Source organism: Arthrobacter sp. B6, from assembly GCF_001663775.1.
In the GTDB taxonomy this organism is placed as follows: Bacteria; Actinomycetota; Actinomycetes; order Actinomycetales; family Micrococcaceae; genus Arthrobacter.
This window is the reverse complement of sequence record NZ_KV467168.1, coordinates 1,932,892-1,951,501: the sequence shown is the minus strand read 5'-3', so window position 1 is coordinate 1,951,501 and position 18,610 is coordinate 1,932,892. Positions and strand designations below refer to the sequence as shown.

Here is an 18,610-nt window from a genome sequence, read left to right as displayed (position 1 = left end):
GCATCCAACGTGTAAACATCCGCTGCCGGGGTACGGGACCCCAAGGAGAAGTACGTACGGAGGAGTTCCATGCATACGACCACCACACCCACAACGTCCGTCGACCAGCCGCTTAACGGCTCCGGACTAACCATCAGCGATCCCCGCACCGGGGAATATCTGTGGTCCGTTCCGGAAGCCGGACCCGAGGCGGTGACCCACGCCGTCGAGGTGGCCCGCAGCGCGGCCGTCAGCTGGGCCGCCGTCGCACCGGGGGAACGGGGTGCGGCCCTCCGGACCGCTGCCCGGGCGCTCGACGCCGCCGCACAGGAATTGGCCGGCCTCAACAGCAGCGAAACCGGACGCCCCCTGGAGGAAGCCCTGGCCGGGATCCAGGCCGGAGTCTCCACCCTGGAGCAATATGCCGAAGTGGGCCCCTTGCACCGCGGCCACAGCCTGCTCGGCAACAGGTCTGCCTCGGACTACACGGTGGCCGAACCCCGCGGCGTGGCCGTACTCCTCACCCCGTGGAACGATCCGGTAGCTGTGGCGTGCGGACTGATCGGCGCAGCCCTGGTCACCGGCAACACCGTGGTCCACAAGCCCAGCGAGCGCTGCCCACGCCTCGGCGAGGCCCTGGGTGAAGTGCTGGCGCCCGCCTTTCCGCCGGGGGTGCTGCTCACCGTGTCCGGCGCGGCCGGAGTGGGAGCCCTCCTGGCCCAGTCAGCCGTCGACGTCATTGCCCATGTCGGCGCCAGCGCGTCGGGGGAACGGATCGCCCGTGCCGCGGTCCAGACCGGGGCCCACGTGATCCGGGAGAACGGCGGGAACGATCCCCTGGTGGTGGACCGGGATGTGGACCCGGGATGGGCGGCCGAGCAGGCTGCCGTGGGTGCCTTCAGCAACAGCGGACAGATCTGCACCTCGGTGGAACGGATCTACGTCCATGAGGCCGTTGCGGCCGAATTCTGCGCCGCCCTGGAAGCCGAAGCGGCGCTGCGCAACAGTAACGGCACCGTGGCGCCGCTGGTGGACACCAAACTGCGTGACGTTGTACATGCCCAGGTGTCGGAGGCGCTGAAGCTGGGGGCTCGCGCTGTGGAAGGCGGGGGTGTACCGGAAGGGCCCGGGGCCTTCTACCCGGCAACCGTCCTGCTCGGCTGTACCGACGCCATGCAGGTGATGACGGAGGAAACCTTCGGCCCGGTTGCCGCGGTCCGCGTGGTCCGCAGCTTCGACGAGGGGCTGCAGCTTGCGCGCAGCGGCCGGTACGGGCTGGCCGCCACGGTCCTGACGGGGAGCGTCGCCCACGTGCAGCAGGCCATTGCGGCGCTGCCAGTGGGCACCGTAAAGATCAACGAAGTGTTTGGCGGCGCACCCGGCGGATCGGCCCAGCCCCGGGGCGCCAGCGGTGAGGGTTTCGGCTACGGTCCGGAGCTGCTGGATGAATTCACCCGCGTCAAGGTGGTGCACGTGGCGGCCCCGCCTCCGTTTGCCCTCCACCTGCCCGACGAGCCGCTGCCGGAACCGGTGCCGGCCGAACAGGTGCTGGCGGAGCAGGTCCAGCGCGAACGGGAGCTGTCTGGGGAGGGACAGCCATGAGTCCGGCGGACGACGGCGCCTGGGACCTTTCCAGCCAGCGGGGACTCTCCGAATGGCTGCCTCGCCGCCTCGCGGCTGAACGGCCGGCCATCACCGTGATCGGCGACGTGATGCTGGACGGCTGGTGGAGCGGGACCATCGAGCGGCTGTGCCGGGAGGCGCCGGCACCCGTGGTGGAGGTGGCCACCCGGGACTTCGCCCCCGGAGGGGCAGCCAATACCGCCATGAACCTCGCGGCGCTCGGGGCCCGGGTTTCGGTGGCCGGCATCATCGGAACGGACGACGCCGGGAATACGCTTCAAAGGAAGCTTCAGGATGCCGGGATCGACGTCCGCCACCTCCACACCCATCCGGGCATGGTCACCACCACGAAAATCCGGATCAGCAGCGGGGGGCAGGTGATGCTGCGGATCGATGATTCAGCGAAAGCCATCCCGGCCGAGGCGCTGGCCGCGCTCGCCGCGTCGGTGCGTGACGCCGTCGGGCATCAGGACGCGGTGATGGTGTGCGACTACGGAACCGGGGTCCTGGCCGGGCCGGTCCGCGAGGCCCTGGTCGAGGCGCTGGCCGGGCCTGAAGACCACCCTGAGCCTGCGGAACCGTACGGAGGGCAAGGAGAGTCCGGCGGCCTGCAAACCGCCGGACCCCGGCCGCTGACGGTGGTGGACGCCCACGATCCCCTGCCTTGGGCGCTGTTGCGGCCGGACCTGGTCACCCCCAATGCCCAGGAAGCCGCCCGCCTGCTGGGCCTGCGCCTGCCGGATGGTCCGGACCGGGTGGCTGCCGTCAGCCGGCACGGGGACGCCCTGTGCGCTGCCACCGGTGGGCGGGCCGTGGTGGTGACCCTGGACCGGGACGGAACGGCACTTTTCTCGGCGGACGGCGGCACGCACCGGACGTGGGCGCGGCCGGCCGCGGAGAAGCAGGCCTCCGGCGCCGGCGACACGTTTGTCGCAGCCCTGGCCCTGGCCCGCTCGGCCGGACTCCCGCTGACGGCAAGCCTGGACCTGGCCCAGGCCGCGGCGGACGTGGTGGTCCACCAGCCGGGCACATCGGTCTGCAGCACCGCCCAGCTGAGCCGGTACCTGGCGAGTTTCGCGGACACGGCGCTCAGCATCGACGAGCTTGCCCTGGAGCTCGAGGCGCACAAGGCCCAGGGCCAGCGGATTGTGCTGACAAACGGCTGCTTCGACGTGCTGCACAAGGGCCACACCCGCTACCTGAACCAGGCCAAACAGCTGGGCGACATCCTGGTGGTGGCGCTGAACAGCGACGACTCAGTCCGCAGGCTGAAGGGACCGGACCGGCCCATCAACACCGAGGCGGACCGGGCGGCGGTCATTGCTGCCCTGAGCTGCGTCGACTACGTCACGGTCTTCGACACCCCCACGGCCAGCCCGCTGATCCGGCGGCTCCGGCCGGAGGTGTACGCCAAAGGCGGCGACTACACGCCGGACATGCTCCAGGAATCAGGGGCCGTGGAGGAATACGGCGGACGGGTGGCCATCCTGGACTACGTGGCGGAACACTCCACGTCGGCCGTGGTCAATCGCATCAGGGCGGGCGAGGGAGCAGGGCAGGTCCACTAGGAGACTGCTGAATTAGCGGGATGTTGGGGCGGGCGGAACGCCGCCAATGGCCGTCTAGCGGCGTGTTCTGGTCAGCACCCTTGGGTGCGACAACGGGGTCGTTCCGCCCGCTTGCGTACATTCTGCCGCAGATCTGGGGTGTCATCCAGCGATTTTTACCGATGGATCCGGTCCGGCGGGCGGTTCATCCCAGCGCCCATGATCCCTTGTTCGTGGTGAGTCCGAGGGCCAGCAGGCGTCGCAGGTTTAGTCCCGCGATTCGTAGGTGCAGCCAGGCGTTGTTCCGTTTGATGCCGCGGTGGGGAACGCGTCGGTTGCCGCGGGTGAGCCAGGCGATGGACCGCTCGACCATCGGGCGGTGCCTGCGGTAAGCGTCCCGGAAGGCCGGGTCCGCGGCGCGTTGACGGTGCTCGCGCTGCAGCGCGTCGTGTTCGTGGAGATCGAGCTTGCGTCCCCGCGGTGAGGCGGTACACCGGTGCCGGAGGGGGCAGCCGGTGCAGGCGGCGCCGAACGTGACCCGCCGTTTGGCGGTGATGTTCCTGGTGATACCGTTCGGGCAGGTTGCGGTGCCGGCTGCTTCATCGACGGTGAAGTCATCGAGGGTGAACCCGCCCTCGACGGCAGGGCGAAGCGGCCACGGTTTGATCACCGGGGTATGGCCGGTGCGGGCGAGAGCGGCGAGCATTTCCCCGGAACCGTAGGCCGAGTCGGCCAGGACGTCCACGCTGGTGCCGGCGATCGTGGGATCCATGGAGATCAGCCGGGCACCAACGGTCCCGTCACTGTTCTCCGGCCCGGAGGCCTTGGTCAGCTCCACGGCGGTGATCAGTCCGGTATCGGGCTCGATGACAAGATGGGCCTTGAATCCATCCTGCTGCCGGGACTGGGTTTTATGCGCGTGCCGGGTCTCCGGATCCACGGTGGAGATCATCCGGTCCGGGGCGACCTTGCGGGCGATACGCCACCGCCCGTCGGTCCCGTCCGAATCCTCGGCCGGTTCCACGTCCTGCCCGGCGACCAGTGCGAGCAGCGCGTACGCATCGGCCGCCCTGCCGTCCAAGGTCTCGGGATCGACCGCGGCCAGCAGCGCCAGCGCGTCGGTGACCAGCGCCGAAACCAGCCCTTCCTTGGCATCCTGGTCATCCCAGGCGATGTCCGGTTTGCCGGTGCGCGTGTAGTCATAGCCTGTGGCCTGGCTGGCCAGCAGTTCCCGGCCGCCGGGGAGGTCACGGCCGAAGCGGCGGATCCCCGCGATCAGCTGCGTGATGGTGTCCTGCCTCGCGACCGCGTCATCCAACACTGTTGAATCCACAGCCCGCCGGCGTTTGCCCTTCAGGACCCCGGTCTCCGCGACGACCTCGGCGATAGCTTCCATGATCCGGTGCGGGTTCCCGGAACCGGCCAGACGCCTGCGCCAGTACGTCAGGGTGCTCGGGTGGAACGCGGTATCGGTCAGCCCGTACCCGCACGCGGCTTTCCAACGCAGATCAAAGGTTAAAGCCTCGGCTGTTTCCCGGTCAGAGAGGCCCTGCAACGACTGCAACACCAGCACCGAGCCGATCACCGGAGCCGGAACCGAAGGCCGGCCCCGCCGCGACGGAAACAGGTCCTCCATCATCGAATCCGGAAACAACCGCCCCCGATGCTTGGCCAGAAAAGCGAAGACACTGCCCGGAGCCAACAACTCTCCGGCCAGCGCCTCCACATCCAAATACCCGCGTTGCGCGTCCTCGCGTCCCTGCATAAGACCAGTCTTAACCACCAGACACGTGAGTCCAGCCGACGCGCCCCAACCTTGACTAATTCAGCAGTCTCCTAGGCAACACCTCCCGATGATCCCTTTAGAGAATCCGGCCCGGCAGCTCGCCGGGTCATCCCGGCGGCAGGCCACCCCGCGTGGTTGCCGTCAACTAATGTTGAACCATGACTGAAGCGGCACACGGATAATGGCAAAACGCGGAAAGTCAGGCAGCCGGAACACCCAGCGTCCGGCGGCGGGAGTCATCGAGGTGCCCAAGGGGACCCGGCTGGACGGGCCCGTTGAAGGCGTCTACTACATTGATACCGGCGACTGCGAGCTCATCGCTGACCAGGACAATTCCAACGGCTGGCTCCTGAAGATCAACGGCGTCATGAGCTCCCACATTGACCTCGCCGATCCGCTCTTCCTCGATTTTGAGTACATGCGCTGGATGGCGGCACTGATCGAGTCACGCTGGCCTCCGACGTCCGGAAAGGGCGGGTCAAAGGACAGCGGGCCGCACCGGCTGCGCGGGCTGCACCTCGGCGGCGGGGCCTGTTCACTGGCCCGCTACTTCCACGCCGCCTACCCCGATGCGCGGCAGGTGGTGGTGGAGCTCGACGGCAAGCTGGCCGAGTACGTCCGCGGCTGGTTCGACCTCCCCAAGGCGCCGCTGCTCCGGATCCGCGTGGGGGAGGCCCGGGAGGTCACCGAGACGCTCACGCCGGACACCCGCGACTTCATCATCCGCGACGTCTTTGCCGGCTCCCTGACGCCGCGGGCGCTCACCACCGCAGAGTTCAACGCCCACATCAGGCGGGTCCTGGCACCGGGCGGCATCTACGTGGCCAACTCCGGCGACGCTCCGGACCTGAAGAACGCGCGGGAGGACGCCGCCACCATCGCGGCAGCCTTCGAGCACACGGTCATCATCGCCGACCCCGCCATGCTCAAGGGCCGGCGCTACGGAAACATGGTGATGGCAGGCAGCGACACCCCGTTCGACGGCGACCCGCAGCTGGCCCGCAGGCTCCTGGGCGGTGCCGTCCCGGCCCACATCTGGAACGACACCCAGGTCCGCGCCTTCGCGGCCGGTTCCCTGGTCCGCCACGACCCGGTTGCACCATCGATCGCTCCGTAGCGGCCCTTTTGGGGCACCTAAGCGGCCCTTACGGAGCAGTCGATGGGGTTTTTCCCCTGCCCAGCAGCGCCTCCCGGTGCGCTGCCGTCTGGTCCCGCAGCGCCTGCACGACGGCGGCCACGGCCGGGCGGCGCATGGAATCCGGCCGCAGGACCATCCAGTAGGGGAGCAGTTCCGCGAAGTCTTCGGGCAGCAGCCGGACCAGGTCCTCGTGCAGATCGCCCATAAAACAGGGCAGGAAACCGATGCCCGCGCCGGCACGGGTGGCCTCCACATGGACAAAAACGTTGGTGGACGTCAGCCCGTCCCGCATAGCCGGCACCAGCCGCCGGGGAGCGTCGAGGTCGTCCACCTGCAGCATCGAGTCCACAAAGTAGACCAGCGGGTGCTCCGTCAGTTCCGCCACGCTGGCCGGTGTGCCGTTGTCGGCCAGGTATGCGCGCGAGGCGTACATCCCCAGCATGTAGTCGCCCAGCCGGACGGCTTCGGCCCGGTGGACCTGGGGTTCGCCCACCACCACTTCGATGTCCAGGCCCGAGCGCTGCTGCAGTGCCCGCCTGGTCATAGTCACCACTTCCACGGTGAGGCCGGGGTGGTTGCGGCGCAGCCTGGCCACGGCAGGGGCTGCGATGTAGGCGCTGAAGCCGTCAGTCGCCGTCATGCGTACGACGCCGGCAACCGGGTCGGGTGCCTTCCCTGCCGGTCCCAGCGCACTCACGGCAGCCTCAACCTGTTCGGCGACCCGGACGGCCTCGGTTCCGAGCTCCGTGAGTTCCCATCCGCCGGCGGCCCGGGCGAGGACGCGGCCGCCCAGCGCCTTCTCGAGCGACGCTATCCGGCGCGAAACAGTGGTGTGGTTGAGGCCCAGGGCCTGTGCCGCCGTCGTAAATTTGGCGGACCGCGACACTGCGAGCAGGACCAGCAGGTCATCAGGATTGGGATTCATATCTGCAATTGTGCACATGATGGGTGCTCGATTGGTCATTGAAGGTGCATGTTTGTGCAGTAATACTCAGTGGAGCCATTAGTGCTGTGGACCACAGCACGTGTCAATGTGGACACTAAGGAGAAACCCATGAGCGTAGAGCAGCGCTCGGCAGACAACGCCGCCGGATCCGCACCTAAAGGATCCGGACTGAAGAAGATTGTGGCCGCCTCCATGGTGGGCACGGTGGTGGAATGGTATGAGTTCTTCCTCTACGCCACGGCCGCCACCCTGGTGTTCGGGAAGTACTTCTTCCCCGCCACCGGAAACGAGCTGGATGGCATCATCCAGGCCTTCATTACCTATGCAGTTGGGTTTGTGGCACGCCCGCTCGGCGGGATTGTGTTCGGGCAGATCGGCGACAAACTGGGCCGGAAGCCCACGCTGCAGCTGACCATCGTCATTGTGGGCGTGGCAACCTTCCTGATGGGCTGCCTGCCCGGGTTCGCGGAGATCGGCTACCTGGCACCGACGCTGCTGGTGGCACTGCGCTTCATCCAGGGCTTCGCGCTGGGTGGTGAATGGGGCGGCGCCGTGCTGCTGGTTGCTGAGCACAGCCCCAACAAGTCCCGTGGCTTCTGGTCCAGCTGGCCCCAGGCCGCCGTGCCGGTGGGCAACCTGCTGGCCACGCTGGTGCTGTTCATCATGTCCACTGCCCTTAGCCCTGACGCTTTCCTTAGCTGGGGCTGGCGCGTCGCGTTCTGGCTGTCCGCGGTGATCGTCTTCGTTGGCTACTACATTCGCACGCACGTCACGGAAGCTCCCATCTTCCTTGAGGCCAAGGCCCTGGTGGAGAAGGAGCAGGCCGTCAGCTACGGCGTCTTCGAGGTTGTCCGCAAGTACCCCAAGGGCATCCTGCAGGCCATGGGCCTGCGCTTCGCCGAGAACATCATGTATTACCTGGTAGTGAGCTTCTCCATCGTTTACCTCAAGAGCGTGCACCAGTACGACACTTCCTCACTCCTGCTGGCCCTCCTGATCGCGCATGTCATCCACTTCCTGGTCATCCCGCAGGTGGGGCGCCTGGTGGATTCACTGGGGCGCAAGCCGGTGTACCTGATCGGCGCCATCTCCGGTGCCGCGTGGCCGTTCTTCGCCTTCCCTATGTTCGACACCCGCAATGCGGTGGTGATCGTCGCTGCCGTGACCATCGGCCTGTGCCTGCATGCCTTTATGTACGCCGGCCAGCCCGCCATCATGGCTGAGTTGTTCCCCACCCGGATGCGCTACTCGGGTGTTTCGCTGGGCTCGCAGGTGACGTCCATCTTCGCCGGTTCGCTGGCCCCGCTCCTGGCCACCCAGTGGCTCAAGGACACCGGCTCCTGGGTCCCTACCGCCATCTACCTGGTGGTGGCGTGTGCCATCACCACCGTGGCGGTGCTGAGCCTCAAGGAGACCAAGGGCATCGCCCTGGAGGAAGTGGACAAGGCCGACGCCGCCCGCGAAGGACTCCTGCCGGCCGGCTCACGCTGAGCTGCTTGGGTGACTGGCACGCAGGCTGACTGGCACACGATGGGAATTGCAATGGAAAACAGTTTGAACGGCCGCAAGGCCCTGGTGACCGGCGGTGCCAGCGGGATCGGCGCTGCGTGCGTGCGGGAACTGGCTGCCCGCGGGGCAAAGGTGGTGGTTGCCGACGTCGACTCCGCCGGCGCCGCCGCGCTCGCCGACGAGGTGGGTGGCACCTCCTGGGCCGTCGACCTGCTGGACGTGGACGCGCTCGCCACCCTGAGCCTGGACTGCGACATCCTGGTGAACAACGCCGGGATCCAGCGGATCAGCCCAATCGAGGAGTTCGATCCTGCGGAATTCCGCCGGATCATCGCCCTCATGCTGGAGGCCCCGTTCCTGCTGATCCGGGCAGCCCTGCCCCACATGTATGCCAACGGGTTCGGACGCATCATCAACGTGTCCTCCGTGCACGGAATCCGTGCTTCCCCGTTCAAGAGCGCTTACGTTTCCGCCAAGCACGGCATGGAAGGGCTGAGCAAGGTGACGGCGCTGGAGGGCGGGGAGCGCGGGGTCACGTCCAACTGCATCAACCCGGGCTATGTCCGCACGGCGCTGGTGGAGAAGCAGATCGCGGACCAGGCCCAGGTGCACGGCATCCCCGAAGCCGAGGTCCTGGCCAAGGTGATGCTTACCGAGTCCGCGATAAAGCGGCTGGTGGAACCCGGGGAAGTTGCCTCGCTGGTGGCCTGGCTGGCGTCGGATCACGCAGGCATGGTCACCGGGGCCAGCTACACCATGGACGGCGGCTGGTCGGCGCGGTAGGCCCGCCGGAGTTTTTGTCCCGATAACGCGCCCAAAAGGCCTTCTATCGCGCGTTATCTGGACAAAAACTCAATCCTGCCGCCTCAGGTGGCGGTGGTCGTAGAAGAACACTCCCGCCGCGGTGCCGAGCTCCACCGAAGAACCGCGGCGGGACATGACGATGCCCTCGTGCCGGCCGTTGAACGGATCGTCTCCCACCACGGCATCCCCCACACGGTAGGGGCACTTCGGGCCGAGGGACGCCAGGAGCCGGTCCCAGGCGCTGACAATGAGGGAAGAAAAGCTGACGGGCTGCCCCATGCCGGCCAGGTCCTGGACATGTGCTTTCACCATGCGAACCACTCCTTGAAAGCGGCGTAGAGCCGCCCACTGCGGTGCGGTTGCCGGAACACTCCCAGCAGGGGATGGTCCCCTTATTCCAGGCTGGCACCTTACAAATACGCTAGGCGCTATTCACACCAGTCACACCAGTAACATGTACTCGCTTTTGCGGAGGCCCACTACTTGGGTCCCTTCCTCACGTCGCCGGGGAGTTTTTGTCCACTTATGGCGACTTTGAGGGTGCGAAAGTCGCCATAAATGGACAAAAACTCAACACTTGGAGGTGGGTCAGCGCTGGCCGCTGAGGATGTCGTCAGCGTTTTCATAGGCCCAAGTGACCAGCGGGACCAGCAGGGTAGCCAGTTCGTAACCGCGGTCCGTCAAGCTGTAGTCCACATGTGGCGGAATCACGGGCCGGGCCTTGCGCAGCACCAGGCCGTCACGTTCCAGGGTCTTGAGGGTCTGCGCCAGCATCTTCTCACTGACGCCCTCGGCCCGGCGCCGGAGCTCGCTCCAGCGCTGCTCACCTTCCGATAGTGCCACCAGGATGAGCACTCCCCATTTGCTGGTGATGTGGTCCAGGACCGTCCGGCTGGGACATCCGGCCGGGAACACGCCGTCGGCAAAGTCCTCCCGCAGCTGAGCCAACTGTGGGGCGGGCGACTGGGCAGGCAAGGTTTTCGCGTCCATAGCTTATATCTTACCAAAATGTCAGTACCTTACCTCAAAGTGCGTACTCTCTTTCAGGAAGTAATCCGTCGTGTACCCGGTTGTTGATGATGACCCCTTACGGATGATGAAAGGACACGCCCATGAGCATCGTGATCACAGGAGCCACAGGACAGCTTGGCCGCCACGTCGTTGAGGCCCTGCTTCAGCGCAACGTTCCGGCAGCAGAGATCGTGGCCACCGGCCGTTCCATCGAAAAACTCTCCGATTTCGAGGCCCGCGGTGTGCAGGTCAGGCCGATGGACTATTCGGATCCCGCGTCCGTGGCCCAGGCACTGAAAGGCGCCAGCAAAGTCCTCCTGATTTCGGGCAGTGACGTAGGCAAGCGCGTGGACCAGCACCGCACAGTGATTGAAGCGGCCAAGACCGAAGGTGTGGAGCTGCTGGCCTACACGAGTGTCGCCAACGCTGACACCACTGGCATGAAGCTGGCTGCAGACCATCAGGCAACCGAATCGATGCTGAAGGACTCCGGCGTCCCGACCGCCATCCTCCGGAACGGCTGGTACCTCGAAAACTACACGGACCAGCTGCCGGGCACACTGGCCCAGGGAGCCCTTGCGGGAAGTGCCGGCGAGGGCAGGGTGAGCGCTGCGTCCCGTGCTGACTACGCAGAAGCGGCGGCGGCGGTCCTGCTTGCCGATAACCAGGCCGGCAAGGTCTATGAATTGGGCGGGGACCACGCTTTTACGCTTTCCGAACTCGCCCGGGAAATCAGCGCCGCCGCCAGCAGGCCGGTGACGTACCAGGATCTTCCGGCAGAGGACTACGCCGGACTGCTGGCCGGATTCGGGATTCCGCAGCTCTTCGCCGACATCCTGGCTGACTCGGACCTCGGAATCGCCCGTGGCGACCTTCTGGTCAGCGGTTCCGATCTCCGCACGCTGATCGGCAGGCCCACGACGCCGATGCCGGCTGCCGTGCGGTCGGCTGTATCCGACGCTTGATCACTCTTGGGTGCCCGGCCCGCCCGGGCACCTAGGACTTGCTGCCGGTTAGGGCCAAGGTTCCCCCGAGGCCGATCATCAAGGCCCCGCCCGTCGCCTCCACCGCTGAGATCCGGCCCGGAGACCGGGCAAACCACTGGCGGGCAGAACCTGCGGCGATGGCCCAGATGCTGTCCGAAACCAGGGCGATCAGCAGGAATACGGCACCCAGAAGCGCCAGCTGGAACGGTATGGCCCCAGCTGGGTAGTCCACAAACTGCGGCAGTACGGCAACGAAGAACACCACCGACTTGGGGTTTGTGGCACCTACAACCAGCCCCTCAGCCACCAGCCGCCGTGGCGAGGAAGCCGTTGGTTGACGCTCGGCGTGGTGGATCCGCCGGTTCCGGATGGCTTTGATGCCCAGATAGACAAGGTAGGCAGCGCCCGCCAGCTTCACGATGCTGAAAAGGACCGCCGACTGTGCCACCACGATGCCGACGCCGAGCGCGACCGCGGCCACCTGCACCAGTTGCCCGGCCGCATTGCCCACTACGGTCAGGACGCCGCCTTTCCAGCCGAGCGCCAGGGAACGGCCGATCACGAACAGGACGCTGGGTCCCGGCACGGCGATGAGCAGCACAGATGCCAGCGCAAAGGCCAGCAGGTTGGAGAGCGGAACCATGCCTGATCTTAGCTCTGGCCGGGGCAGGACGGCATTGGTTGCGGCGGAGCCGGCCTTAGTGGCGGCTGCGGGCTGTTTAGAAGTCTTGACATCATGTCTAGTTTTCTTTACTTTGGTGATGTCAGGTTTGTTTTACATCCTTGGGAAGATGGCGGAATTGGAAATGTCCTTCGAAGAGAAGAGTGCATGGATCATGGGGGTGGTGGCTGTGGGCTCCTACGGCGTCTACTTGGCCATCGTCCTGAGCCGGGCTGGGACCATGCCACTTGCTGACGTGCCGTATGTTGCGCCGCTGCTGTGGACCGTGGGGGGCTCCATTGCTTTGTCCATAGTCCTGCACGCCTTGATTGGCATTTCCTCGCCCAGGGACGCCGGGAAGAAGGACCAGCGGGACCGGGAAATCTACCGCTTCGGCGAGTACATCGGGCAGTCGTTTGTGGTCATTGGGGGAGTGGCCGCGCTGCTGATGGCCATGACGGAGACGGACCATTTCTGGATCGCCAACGTCATCTACCTGACCTTCGTCCTGTCCGCGATCCTTGGCTCGGTGGCCAAGATTATTGCTTACCGCAGGGGGTTTCAGCCGTGGTGAAACCAACGCGGGTGACCAACTCGATCCGGCGGCTCCGTTTTGAGCGCGGCGAGATGACCCAGGCCGAACTGGCCGAGCGTGTGGGCGTCACCCGCCAGACAGTCATTGCGATCGAACAGGGCCGGTATTCGCCGTCGTTGGAGATGGCCTTCCAGATCGCCCACGTGCTCAGCGTGCCGCTCGAAGACGTTTTCCAGTACCCGCACCATGAAGGAGACGCATCGTGAAAGCCATCGTGCAGGACGTTTATGGGAGTGCGGATGTGCTCCAAATCAAGGACATCCCGAAGCCGGCGCCCGCCATCGGCGAGGTGCTCATCCGGGTCCGTGCCGCCGGCGTCGACCAGGGCGTGTGGCACCTCATGACCGGGCTGCCGTACCTGGTCCGGCTCTTCGGGTTCGGGCTGATGAAGCCCAAGGTGCCGGTCCGGGGGCGGGAGGTTGCCGGCGTCGTGGAGGCAGTTGGGGCGGCCGTTACCCGCTTCCAGCCCGGCGATGAAGTCTTCGGTACTTGTGAGGGGTCTTTCGCGGAATTCGTCTGCGCCAAGGAGGGCCTGGTGGCACGGAAGCCTGCCAACCTCACGTTTGAGGAGGCAGCGGCCGCGCCCATTTCCGCTGTGACTGCTTTGCAGGCCGTTCGCGACGCCGGGCAGGTGGTTCCAGGTCAGAAGGTGCTGGTCATCGGGGCGGGCGGAGGCGTGGGTTCCTTTGCCGTCCAGCTGGCCAGGGCGTTTGGGGCAGAGGTCACCGGTGTCTGCAGCGCGAGCAAGGTGGACCTCGTCCGGTCCCTCGGCGCCGACCACGTCATCGACTACACCCGCGACGATTTTTCCCGGACCGGCCTGCTGTACGACGTCATTCTGGATACCGCCGGCAACCGGCCGCTGGCTATATCGCGAAAGGCACTCACGCCGCACGGAACGCTGGTGATCGTCGGGGGCGAAGGCGGCGGGAAGCTGACTGGAGGGTTTGAACGGTCCCTCGGTGCGACCTTTGTGTCCCTGTTCTCCGGGCAGAAGTTCAAGGGGCTCGTCTCGACCGAGAATTACCGGGACCTTGAGGCGCTGACCTCTTTCCTGGAAAACGGACTCGTCAAACCCGCTGTGGATAAGGTCTTCCCGCTGGCGGACGCCCCGGCAGCCGTCGCGTTCCTGCACGAGGGGCGCGTGCGCGGCAAGGTGGTCGTCAGCATCTGACCGCCCGCTCGTGGCCCAATTCTTCGGCGCGAACGTACATTTGTGGCCCCGCATGGTCGCGGGTTATCCACACAGCGCATGGCAGGGGCGTTTAGGACTTGGCGGACCGCGCCGCGTTTTCTGGCGCTGTATTGGAGGCAGCCCGCGCGGCATCCTCGATGGCGGCACGGTGGGCAGCCCATTCCTCCGTACTCCGCGGTGTCAGGTTGGGATCAGCGGGACGCTGCCCGGCACTCCCGTCGACAAGTTCGCGCAGGATGTCGGCATGGCCCAGATGCTGGGACCTTTCAGCCAGCATGTGGACGAGGATCTGGTGCAAGGTGACGTGACGCCGTTCCTCCGGCCACCACGGCACTATTCCAGCGGCGTCCGGCGGGAGGGCCTCGATGGTTGCGTCGCTGTGCGCGGCGGCGAACCGGTGGAGCTCAAGAATCTCCTCGCGGGTTTCGTCGGCTGTTGCCCACATGTCGGCATCGGGGCTGGCATCGCCGCCCAGCCATCGGAGGTGCCGTCCGCTGGGGCGGCCGAAGACCTCGCCGAAATAGCCGAGCTCCACACTGGCCACGTGCTTGACCAGGCCCAGCAGGTTGGTGCCCGTAGGTGTGACCGGCCGGCGGACGTCGTACTCACTTAGGCCATCCAGCTTGCCCAGGAGGTTTTCCCGCCTGACGCGTAGATAGTGGTGCAGTGTCTCTTTTTCGCCCATAGCGGGCACTCTATCCAACTGCGCAATCAGTCAGTGCAAGGGGCCAGCAGAACCCGTGAGTCTGCCCCGCAGCCAGTGAATGACCGCTTCGCCCTGCTGCTGCTGGAAAGCCCGGACAGTTGGGAGGCCGGGTGGTGGGGGTTGCCGGGCGGCGTCTATGAAGTATGCGGCCAGGCCGGAAAGAAATGCGTTGACGTTATCAGCGCTGGCGGCACTGAACACGTCGTGGGTTCGCAGGAGTGCATCCACGTCGAAGCCAGGATCGAAGACATGAACATTCACGAGCACCGAAACGGCGTCCACCCACGGTGCGCCCACTGCAGCCCAGGGCCAATCCACCAGGACCGCCCCGTTCGTGGCGGTGATGATGATGTTGTCAGCGCGGACGTCTGTGTGGGCCAACGAATCGCCGGTCACATCCTTGAGTCCCCGCTCTGCCAGTTGCCCGAGCATGTCGAGGTTCCGAAGGACCCATGGATCGCAGTCCTCCGGCGGATCGCTCCGGATGCGGGTCCAGCCTCGAAACGGATCGGTGAGTTCCGCCTCAAGTGGGGGCAGCCCACTGAGTTCCGGTGGGAGCGGCGTGCGGGCAATCTTCAGTAGGGCGTCGAGGACAAGGTGAAGTTCGACGGCGTGCCAGGGGATGTGGGGATGCCTGCCTTCCACATCGCTGAGCACCAGGGCGACCCATTCGCCGTCGTCGTAGGTGCCGATCAGTGATGGCGCCGGCACTCCGGCGGGCAGCGCGGCCGCGATGGCTGCCTCTTTCCGGTGGATAGCGGGCGAGTGCTCGTTCAGTTGAGGACTGACGGCCTTGATGAAGGCGCGCCGGCCGGCAGCGGTGAGGACGCGGTCGGCTGTCCCCGGGGAAAAGCCTCCCTGCTGCCCCGTCGCCTCAACCACGCGGGAGCCAAGGATCTGTTCGACGCCGGCCCGCACCTTGCCTGGGAGCTCAGCCCAGCCGATCCTGGGGCTCCACTCAGGTTGCACTGGAATCGCCACTTCCGGGCGGAGTCCAGACAAAAGGCGTGGCGGTGGTGATCGCCGGGAATCCCAATCTTCGCAGAATCGGCTTGCTGTCAGCGGAGGCAATCCGTTCCAGACCGGCACGTTCGAGGAACGCCAGCCGGCGGAACTGGCCATCATGCGCGGCAAGGGAATCGGTGGTTGAAACCATGCGACTCAGCCTATGACCTTCATCCGCCCAAGCATCCCTAATTGGACCGTGTCTGGTATCCGGGACACTTGCCGTGTTCTGATGGCCATGCGGACACCTTGAAGGGCGCAAAGTTAAGTACGGGATCCCGGACATGGGTGGAAACCCGCGAGATTGACGGAGGACATCATAGTGGCAAGCACGGAAGCCAGGCCACTGGCCGGCAGCGAACCCAAGGTGGCGTCAAAAGTCCCCGCCGCCGAGAACACACTGCGCATCCTCAAACTGCTTGCCTCCAAGCGGGGGCCCATGGCGGCGTCGAGCATCGCCACGTCCCTTGGGCTGCCCCGGTCCAGCGTTTACCACCTTTTGGGCGTGATGGAGGCCAACGGGTTTGTCCTCCACCTCCACGAGGAGCAACGGTACGGCCTGGGAATCAGTGCGTTCGAACTGAGCTCGGCCTACTCGCGGCAGGAACCGCTGTCGCGCCTGGGCAGGCCGCTGCTGGCGTCGCTCGTGGACGTGATCGGGGAGAGCGCGCACCTGGCGGTACTCCACGGCCGCGACGTGCTCTACATCGTGGAAGAGCGGGCGAAGAACCGCCCGTCCCTGGTGACCGACGTCGGCGTGCGGCTTCCGAGCCACCTCACCGCCAGTGGCCGCGCCATTCTCGCTGCGCTGCCGAAGTCACAGGTCCGCGCGCTGTATCCGAACGCGGCAGCCTTTACCGCCCGTCATGAGGTGGTAGGCGCCATCATGAAATACTCGGCGCTGTCCTCCCACCTGGACCAGGTCAGGCAACGCGGCTACGCCACGGAACACGGCGAGGTGACGCCCGGCTTCGGCTCGATCGCCGCCGCCGTCACGGACCACGTGGGATGGCCGACGGCGGCGGTCGCCGTCACGTTCCTCGAGGACAAACTGCCGGCGGACCAATGGCCGGCACTCGCGGCACGGGTCCAGAAAGTGGCGGACGAGCTTTCGGTCCGCATCCACGGCCGCCCCGCCAAATAGCCCCCCGTCCTGCCCAACCAGGTCGCAGCAGATGTCGGTATGAGCGCCCAAAACGACATCAACTGCTACTTAGTTGGGGGACCATGCACCGGTCTGGGATTCCGGACAGTACCCTCCTGAAAGCCCTGTCCGGCCCGGCCGGGAGGCGCTTTAGTTGATACAGAACCTCTTCGCACCACCGCGAACCATACGCCCAGAACAAGAAGGAGCCCCTCATGGCACCCGCCGATTTCACCACCGGTGCCCGCCCGGTCAAAGCTGCCCGCGGTACCGAGCTCACCGCCAAGTCCTGGCAGACGGAAGCCCCGCTGCGCATGCTGATGAACAACCTGGACCCTGAGGTTGCCGAACGCCCGGATGACCTGGTGGTCTACGGCGGCACCGGCCGGGCGGTCCGCAGCTGGGCCGCGTTCGACGCCATCACCCGCACGCTGGAAACCATGGAAAAGGATGAGACCCTCCTGGTCCAGTCCGGCAAGCCCGTGGGCGTGTTCCGAACGAATGAATGGGCGCCGCGCGTGCTCCTCGCCAACTCCAACCTCGTGGGGGACTGGGCCAACTGGCCCGAGTTCCGCCGCCTGGAGGCGGAGGGCCTGATGATGTATGGCCAGATGACGGCCGGGTCCTGGATCTACATCGGCACTCAGGGCATCCTGCAGGGAACGTTTGAGACGTTCGCCGCGATCGCCCGAAAGCTCACTGGGGACGAAAACGGGACCCTCGCGGGCACCCTGACCCTGACCGGCGGCTGCGGCGGCATGGGCGGCGCCCAACCGCTCGCAGTCACGCTGAACGACGGCGCCTGCCTGATTGTCGACGTCGACGAGACCCGGCTGCGCCGCCGCGCCGGCAAGCGTTACCTGGACGAGGTGGAAACCGATCTTGACGCCGCCATCGCCAAGGTGCTCAAGGCCAAGGAAGAGCGCCGCGGCTGGTCCGTCGGATACGTGGGCAACGCCGCCGAGGTGTTCCCCGAGATCCTGCGCCGCCACAAAGCCGGCGAGCTCACCGTGGACATCGTCACCGACCAGACCTCCGCCCACGATCCGCTGTCCTACCTGCCCGAGGGCATTTCAGTGGGAGAGTGGCACCGCGAAGCCGAGGCTGACCCGGAGGGTTTCACCAAGAAAGCCCAGGCTTCCATGGCCCGGCACGTCCAGGCCATGGTGGAATTCCAGGACGCCGGCGCCGAGGTCTTCGACTATGGCAACTCCATCCGTGACGAAGCCCGCAAGGGCGGCTACAACCGTGCCTTCGAGTTCCCCGGCTTCGTTCCGGCCTACATCCGGCCGCTGTTCTGCGAGGGCCTTGGCCCGTTCCGGTGGGTGGCACTGTCCGGTGACCCCGAGGACATCGCCGTCACGGACAAGGCCATCAAGGAGCTCTTCCCGGAGAACAAGCACCTGCACCGATGGATCGACGCCGCGGCGGAGCGCGTCGAGTTCGAAGGGCTGCCGGCCCGGATCTGCTGGCTTGGCTACGGCGAACGCGCCAAGGCCGGCCTGCTTTTCAACCAGCTGGTCAAGGAAGGCAAGGTCAAGGCGCCCATCGTGATCGGCCGCGACCACCTCGATTCCGGCTCCGTCGCCTCACCGTACCGCGAGACCGAGGCCATGGCCGACGGCTCCGATGCAATCGCCGACTGGCCGCTCCTCAACGCCCTGCTCAACACGGCCTCCGGCGCCACCTGGGTCTCGATCCACCACGGCGGCGGCGTCGGCATCGGCCGCTCCATCCACGCCGGCCAGGTTTCGGTCGCCGACGGCACCGACCTCGCCGCTGAGAAACTGGAACGCCTCCTGACCAACGACCCCGGCATGGGCGTCATCCGGCACGCCGACGCCGGCTACGACCGCGCCGTCCACGTCGCCAAAGAACGCGGCGTCCGCATCCCGATGCTCCCCGAGGTCCCGGAGACCCGCTGACCAAGGTCCCGACCATCGATTGCTCCGTAAGTGCCGTTTTGAACCACCAA

General features: G+C 66.2%; 19 protein-coding genes. 11 read left to right on the top strand and 8 right to left on the bottom strand.

Annotated features, from left to right (window positions below; translation table 11 throughout):
* Positions 1-69: 69 nt before the first annotated feature.
* Together AU175_RS08500 and rfaE2 are read left to right on the top strand one after the other, a co-directional pair.
* The gene (locus AU175_RS08500) at positions 70-1,581 is read left to right on the top strand and encodes an aldehyde dehydrogenase family protein (RefSeq protein ID WP_082979065.1); all 1,512 of its coding nucleotides are present in this window, start codon (positions 70-72) and stop codon (positions 1,579-1,581) included.
* The gene (rfaE2, locus tag AU175_RS08495) at positions 1,578-3,170 is read left to right on the top strand and encodes a D-glycero-beta-D-manno-heptose 1-phosphate adenylyltransferase (protein WP_066287445.1); all 1,593 of its coding nucleotides are present in this window, start codon (positions 1,578-1,580) and stop codon (positions 3,168-3,170) included. The genes AU175_RS08500 and rfaE2 overlap by 4 nt, the downstream gene beginning before the upstream one ends.
* A gap of 184 nt (positions 3,171-3,354) precedes the next feature.
* Here the strand turns inward: rfaE2 and AU175_RS08490 are convergent, their stop codons facing one another.
* The gene (locus AU175_RS08490) at positions 3,355-4,914 is read right to left on the bottom strand and encodes an IS1182 family transposase (protein WP_066285291.1); all 1,560 of its coding nucleotides are present in this window, start codon (positions 4,912-4,914) and stop codon (positions 3,355-3,357) included.
* Positions 4,915-5,116: 202 nt separating this feature from the next.
* Here AU175_RS08490 and AU175_RS08485 point away from each other — a divergent pair, with 202 nt between their 5' ends.
* A complete protein-coding gene (locus tag AU175_RS08485) occupies positions 5,117-6,052 on the top strand; it encodes a spermidine synthase (RefSeq protein WP_066287442.1) in 936 nt (311 codons plus the stop codon).
* Positions 6,053-6,080: 28 nt separating this feature from the next.
* Here AU175_RS08485 and AU175_RS08480 read toward each other — a convergent pair whose 3' ends face one another.
* Positions 6,081-6,998, bottom strand: coding sequence for a LysR family transcriptional regulator (locus tag AU175_RS08480; RefSeq protein ID WP_066287440.1), 918 nt, complete (start codon positions 6,996-6,998; stop codon positions 6,081-6,083).
* Between the two features lie 129 nt (positions 6,999-7,127).
* On the opposite strand from AU175_RS08480, the gene AU175_RS08475 reads away from it, so the two are divergent.
* The gene (locus AU175_RS08475; protein ID WP_066287438.1) at positions 7,128-8,510 is read left to right on the top strand and encodes an MFS transporter; all 1,383 of its coding nucleotides are present in this window, start codon (positions 7,128-7,130) and stop codon (positions 8,508-8,510) included.
* A 51-nt stretch (positions 8,511-8,561) separates the two neighbouring features.
* A complete protein-coding gene (locus tag AU175_RS08470; protein ID WP_066290811.1) occupies positions 8,562-9,311 on the top strand; it encodes a 3-hydroxybutyrate dehydrogenase in 750 nt (249 codons plus the stop codon).
* 69 nt (positions 9,312-9,380) lie between these two features.
* Here the strand turns inward: AU175_RS08470 and AU175_RS08465 are convergent, their stop codons facing one another.
* Positions 9,381-9,644 (bottom strand): hypothetical protein, encoded by a 264-nt coding sequence (locus AU175_RS08465; RefSeq protein WP_066287436.1) that lies wholly within the window; start codon positions 9,642-9,644, stop codon positions 9,381-9,383.
* A gap of 276 nt (positions 9,645-9,920) precedes the next feature.
* Positions 9,921-10,322 (bottom strand): winged helix-turn-helix transcriptional regulator, encoded by a 402-nt coding sequence (locus AU175_RS08460; RefSeq protein WP_082979064.1) that lies wholly within the window; start codon positions 10,320-10,322, stop codon positions 9,921-9,923.
* Positions 10,323-10,444: 122 nt separating this feature from the next.
* On the opposite strand from AU175_RS08460, the gene AU175_RS08455 reads away from it, so the two are divergent.
* On the top strand, positions 10,445-11,308 hold the full coding sequence (locus tag AU175_RS08455; RefSeq protein ID WP_066287433.1) for an SDR family oxidoreductase: 864 nt from the start codon (positions 10,445-10,447) through the stop codon (positions 11,306-11,308).
* Positions 11,309-11,339: 31 nt separating this feature from the next.
* Here AU175_RS08455 and AU175_RS08450 read toward each other — a convergent pair whose 3' ends face one another.
* Positions 11,340-11,972 carry a LysE family translocator gene (locus AU175_RS08450; RefSeq protein WP_066287428.1) on the bottom strand — a complete coding sequence of 211 codons (633 nt, stop codon included), beginning with the start codon at positions 11,970-11,972 and terminating at the stop codon, positions 11,340-11,342.
* A gap of 148 nt (positions 11,973-12,120) precedes the next feature.
* Here AU175_RS08450 and AU175_RS08445 point away from each other — a divergent pair, with 148 nt between their 5' ends.
* The 3 genes from AU175_RS08445 to AU175_RS08435 are packed head-to-tail and all read left to right on the top strand — an operon-like array spanning position 12,121 to position 13,759.
* Positions 12,121-12,564, top strand: a complete 444-nt coding sequence (locus AU175_RS08445) for a hypothetical protein (protein WP_231938497.1) — start codon at positions 12,121-12,123, stop codon at positions 12,562-12,564.
* Positions 12,558-12,791: a helix-turn-helix transcriptional regulator gene (locus tag AU175_RS08440; protein WP_066287424.1), complete on the top strand. Its 234-nt coding sequence runs from the start codon at positions 12,558-12,560 to the stop codon at positions 12,789-12,791. Before AU175_RS08445 ends, AU175_RS08440 begins: the two co-directional genes overlap by 7 nt.
* A complete protein-coding gene (locus AU175_RS08435) occupies positions 12,788-13,759 on the top strand; it encodes an NAD(P)-dependent alcohol dehydrogenase (protein ID WP_066287423.1) in 972 nt (323 codons plus the stop codon). Before AU175_RS08440 ends, AU175_RS08435 begins: the two co-directional genes overlap by 4 nt.
* A gap of 91 nt (positions 13,760-13,850) precedes the next feature.
* Here the strand turns inward: AU175_RS08435 and AU175_RS08430 are convergent, their stop codons facing one another.
* From AU175_RS08430 to AU175_RS21995, 3 genes are read right to left on the bottom strand one after another with little or no spacing between them, the layout of a single operon-like run.
* On the bottom strand, positions 13,851-14,465 hold the full coding sequence (locus AU175_RS08430) for a DinB family protein (protein WP_066287421.1): 615 nt from the start codon (positions 14,463-14,465) through the stop codon (positions 13,851-13,853).
* Positions 14,466-14,495: 30 nt separating this feature from the next.
* Positions 14,496-15,467 (bottom strand): phosphotransferase family protein, encoded by a 972-nt coding sequence (locus AU175_RS08425; RefSeq protein WP_231938496.1) that lies wholly within the window; start codon positions 15,465-15,467, stop codon positions 14,496-14,498.
* Complete coding sequence (locus tag AU175_RS21995) at positions 15,445-15,642, bottom strand: hypothetical protein (RefSeq protein ID WP_066287418.1); 198 nt, start codon at positions 15,640-15,642, stop codon at positions 15,445-15,447. The genes AU175_RS08425 and AU175_RS21995 overlap by 23 nt, the downstream gene beginning before the upstream one ends.
* Before the next feature lie 171 nt (positions 15,643-15,813).
* On the opposite strand from AU175_RS21995, the gene AU175_RS08415 reads away from it, so the two are divergent.
* Entirely contained in the window at positions 15,814-16,635 is an 822-nt protein-coding gene (locus tag AU175_RS08415) for an IclR family transcriptional regulator (RefSeq protein WP_231938495.1), read from the top strand.
* 215 nt (positions 16,636-16,850) lie between these two features.
* The gene (locus AU175_RS08410) at positions 16,851-18,560 is read left to right on the top strand and encodes a urocanate hydratase (protein WP_066287417.1); all 1,710 of its coding nucleotides are present in this window, start codon (positions 16,851-16,853) and stop codon (positions 18,558-18,560) included.
* The last annotated feature ends 50 nt before the right edge of the window (positions 18,561-18,610 follow it).

Excerpts from the sequence above, each read along its gene's own strand:
- AU175_RS08485 (WP_066287442.1), top strand. The coding sequence starts at position 5,117 with ATGGCAAAACGCGGAAAGTCAGGCAGCCGGAACACCCAGCGTCCGGCG.
- AU175_RS08450 (WP_066287428.1), bottom strand. The coding sequence starts at position 11,972 with ATGGTTCCGCTCTCCAACCTGCTGGCCTTTGCGCTGGCATCTGTGCTG.
- AU175_RS08470 (WP_066290811.1), top strand. The coding sequence starts at position 8,562 with ATGGAAAACAGTTTGAACGGCCGCAAGGCCCTGGTGACCGGCGGTGCC.
- AU175_RS08475 (WP_066287438.1), top strand. The coding sequence starts at position 7,128 with ATGAGCGTAGAGCAGCGCTCGGCAGACAACGCCGCCGGATCCGCACCT.
- AU175_RS08480 (WP_066287440.1), bottom strand. The coding sequence starts at position 6,998 with ATGAATCCCAATCCTGATGACCTGCTGGTCCTGCTCGCAGTGTCGCGG.
- AU175_RS08490 (WP_066285291.1), bottom strand. The coding sequence starts at position 4,914 with ATGCAGGGACGCGAGGACGCGCAACGCGGGTATTTGGATGTGGAGGCG.
- AU175_RS08430 (WP_066287421.1), bottom strand. The coding sequence starts at position 14,465 with ATGGGCGAAAAAGAGACACTGCACCACTATCTACGCGTCAGGCGGGAA.
- AU175_RS08445 (WP_231938497.1), top strand. The coding sequence starts at position 12,121 with ATGGCGGAATTGGAAATGTCCTTCGAAGAGAAGAGTGCATGGATCATG.
- AU175_RS08455 (WP_066287433.1), top strand. The coding sequence starts at position 10,445 with ATGAGCATCGTGATCACAGGAGCCACAGGACAGCTTGGCCGCCACGTC.
- rfaE2 (WP_066287445.1), top strand. The coding sequence starts at position 1,578 with ATGAGTCCGGCGGACGACGGCGCCTGGGACCTTTCCAGCCAGCGGGGA.
- AU175_RS21995 (WP_066287418.1), bottom strand. The coding sequence starts at position 15,642 with ATGGTTTCAACCACCGATTCCCTTGCCGCGCATGATGGCCAGTTCCGC.
- AU175_RS08410 (WP_066287417.1), top strand. The coding sequence starts at position 16,851 with ATGGCACCCGCCGATTTCACCACCGGTGCCCGCCCGGTCAAAGCTGCC.
- AU175_RS08460 (WP_082979064.1), bottom strand. The coding sequence starts at position 10,322 with ATGGACGCGAAAACCTTGCCTGCCCAGTCGCCCGCCCCACAGTTGGCT.
- AU175_RS08500 (WP_082979065.1), top strand. The coding sequence starts at position 70 with ATGCATACGACCACCACACCCACAACGTCCGTCGACCAGCCGCTTAAC.
- AU175_RS08465 (WP_066287436.1), bottom strand. The coding sequence starts at position 9,644 with ATGGTGAAAGCACATGTCCAGGACCTGGCCGGCATGGGGCAGCCCGTC.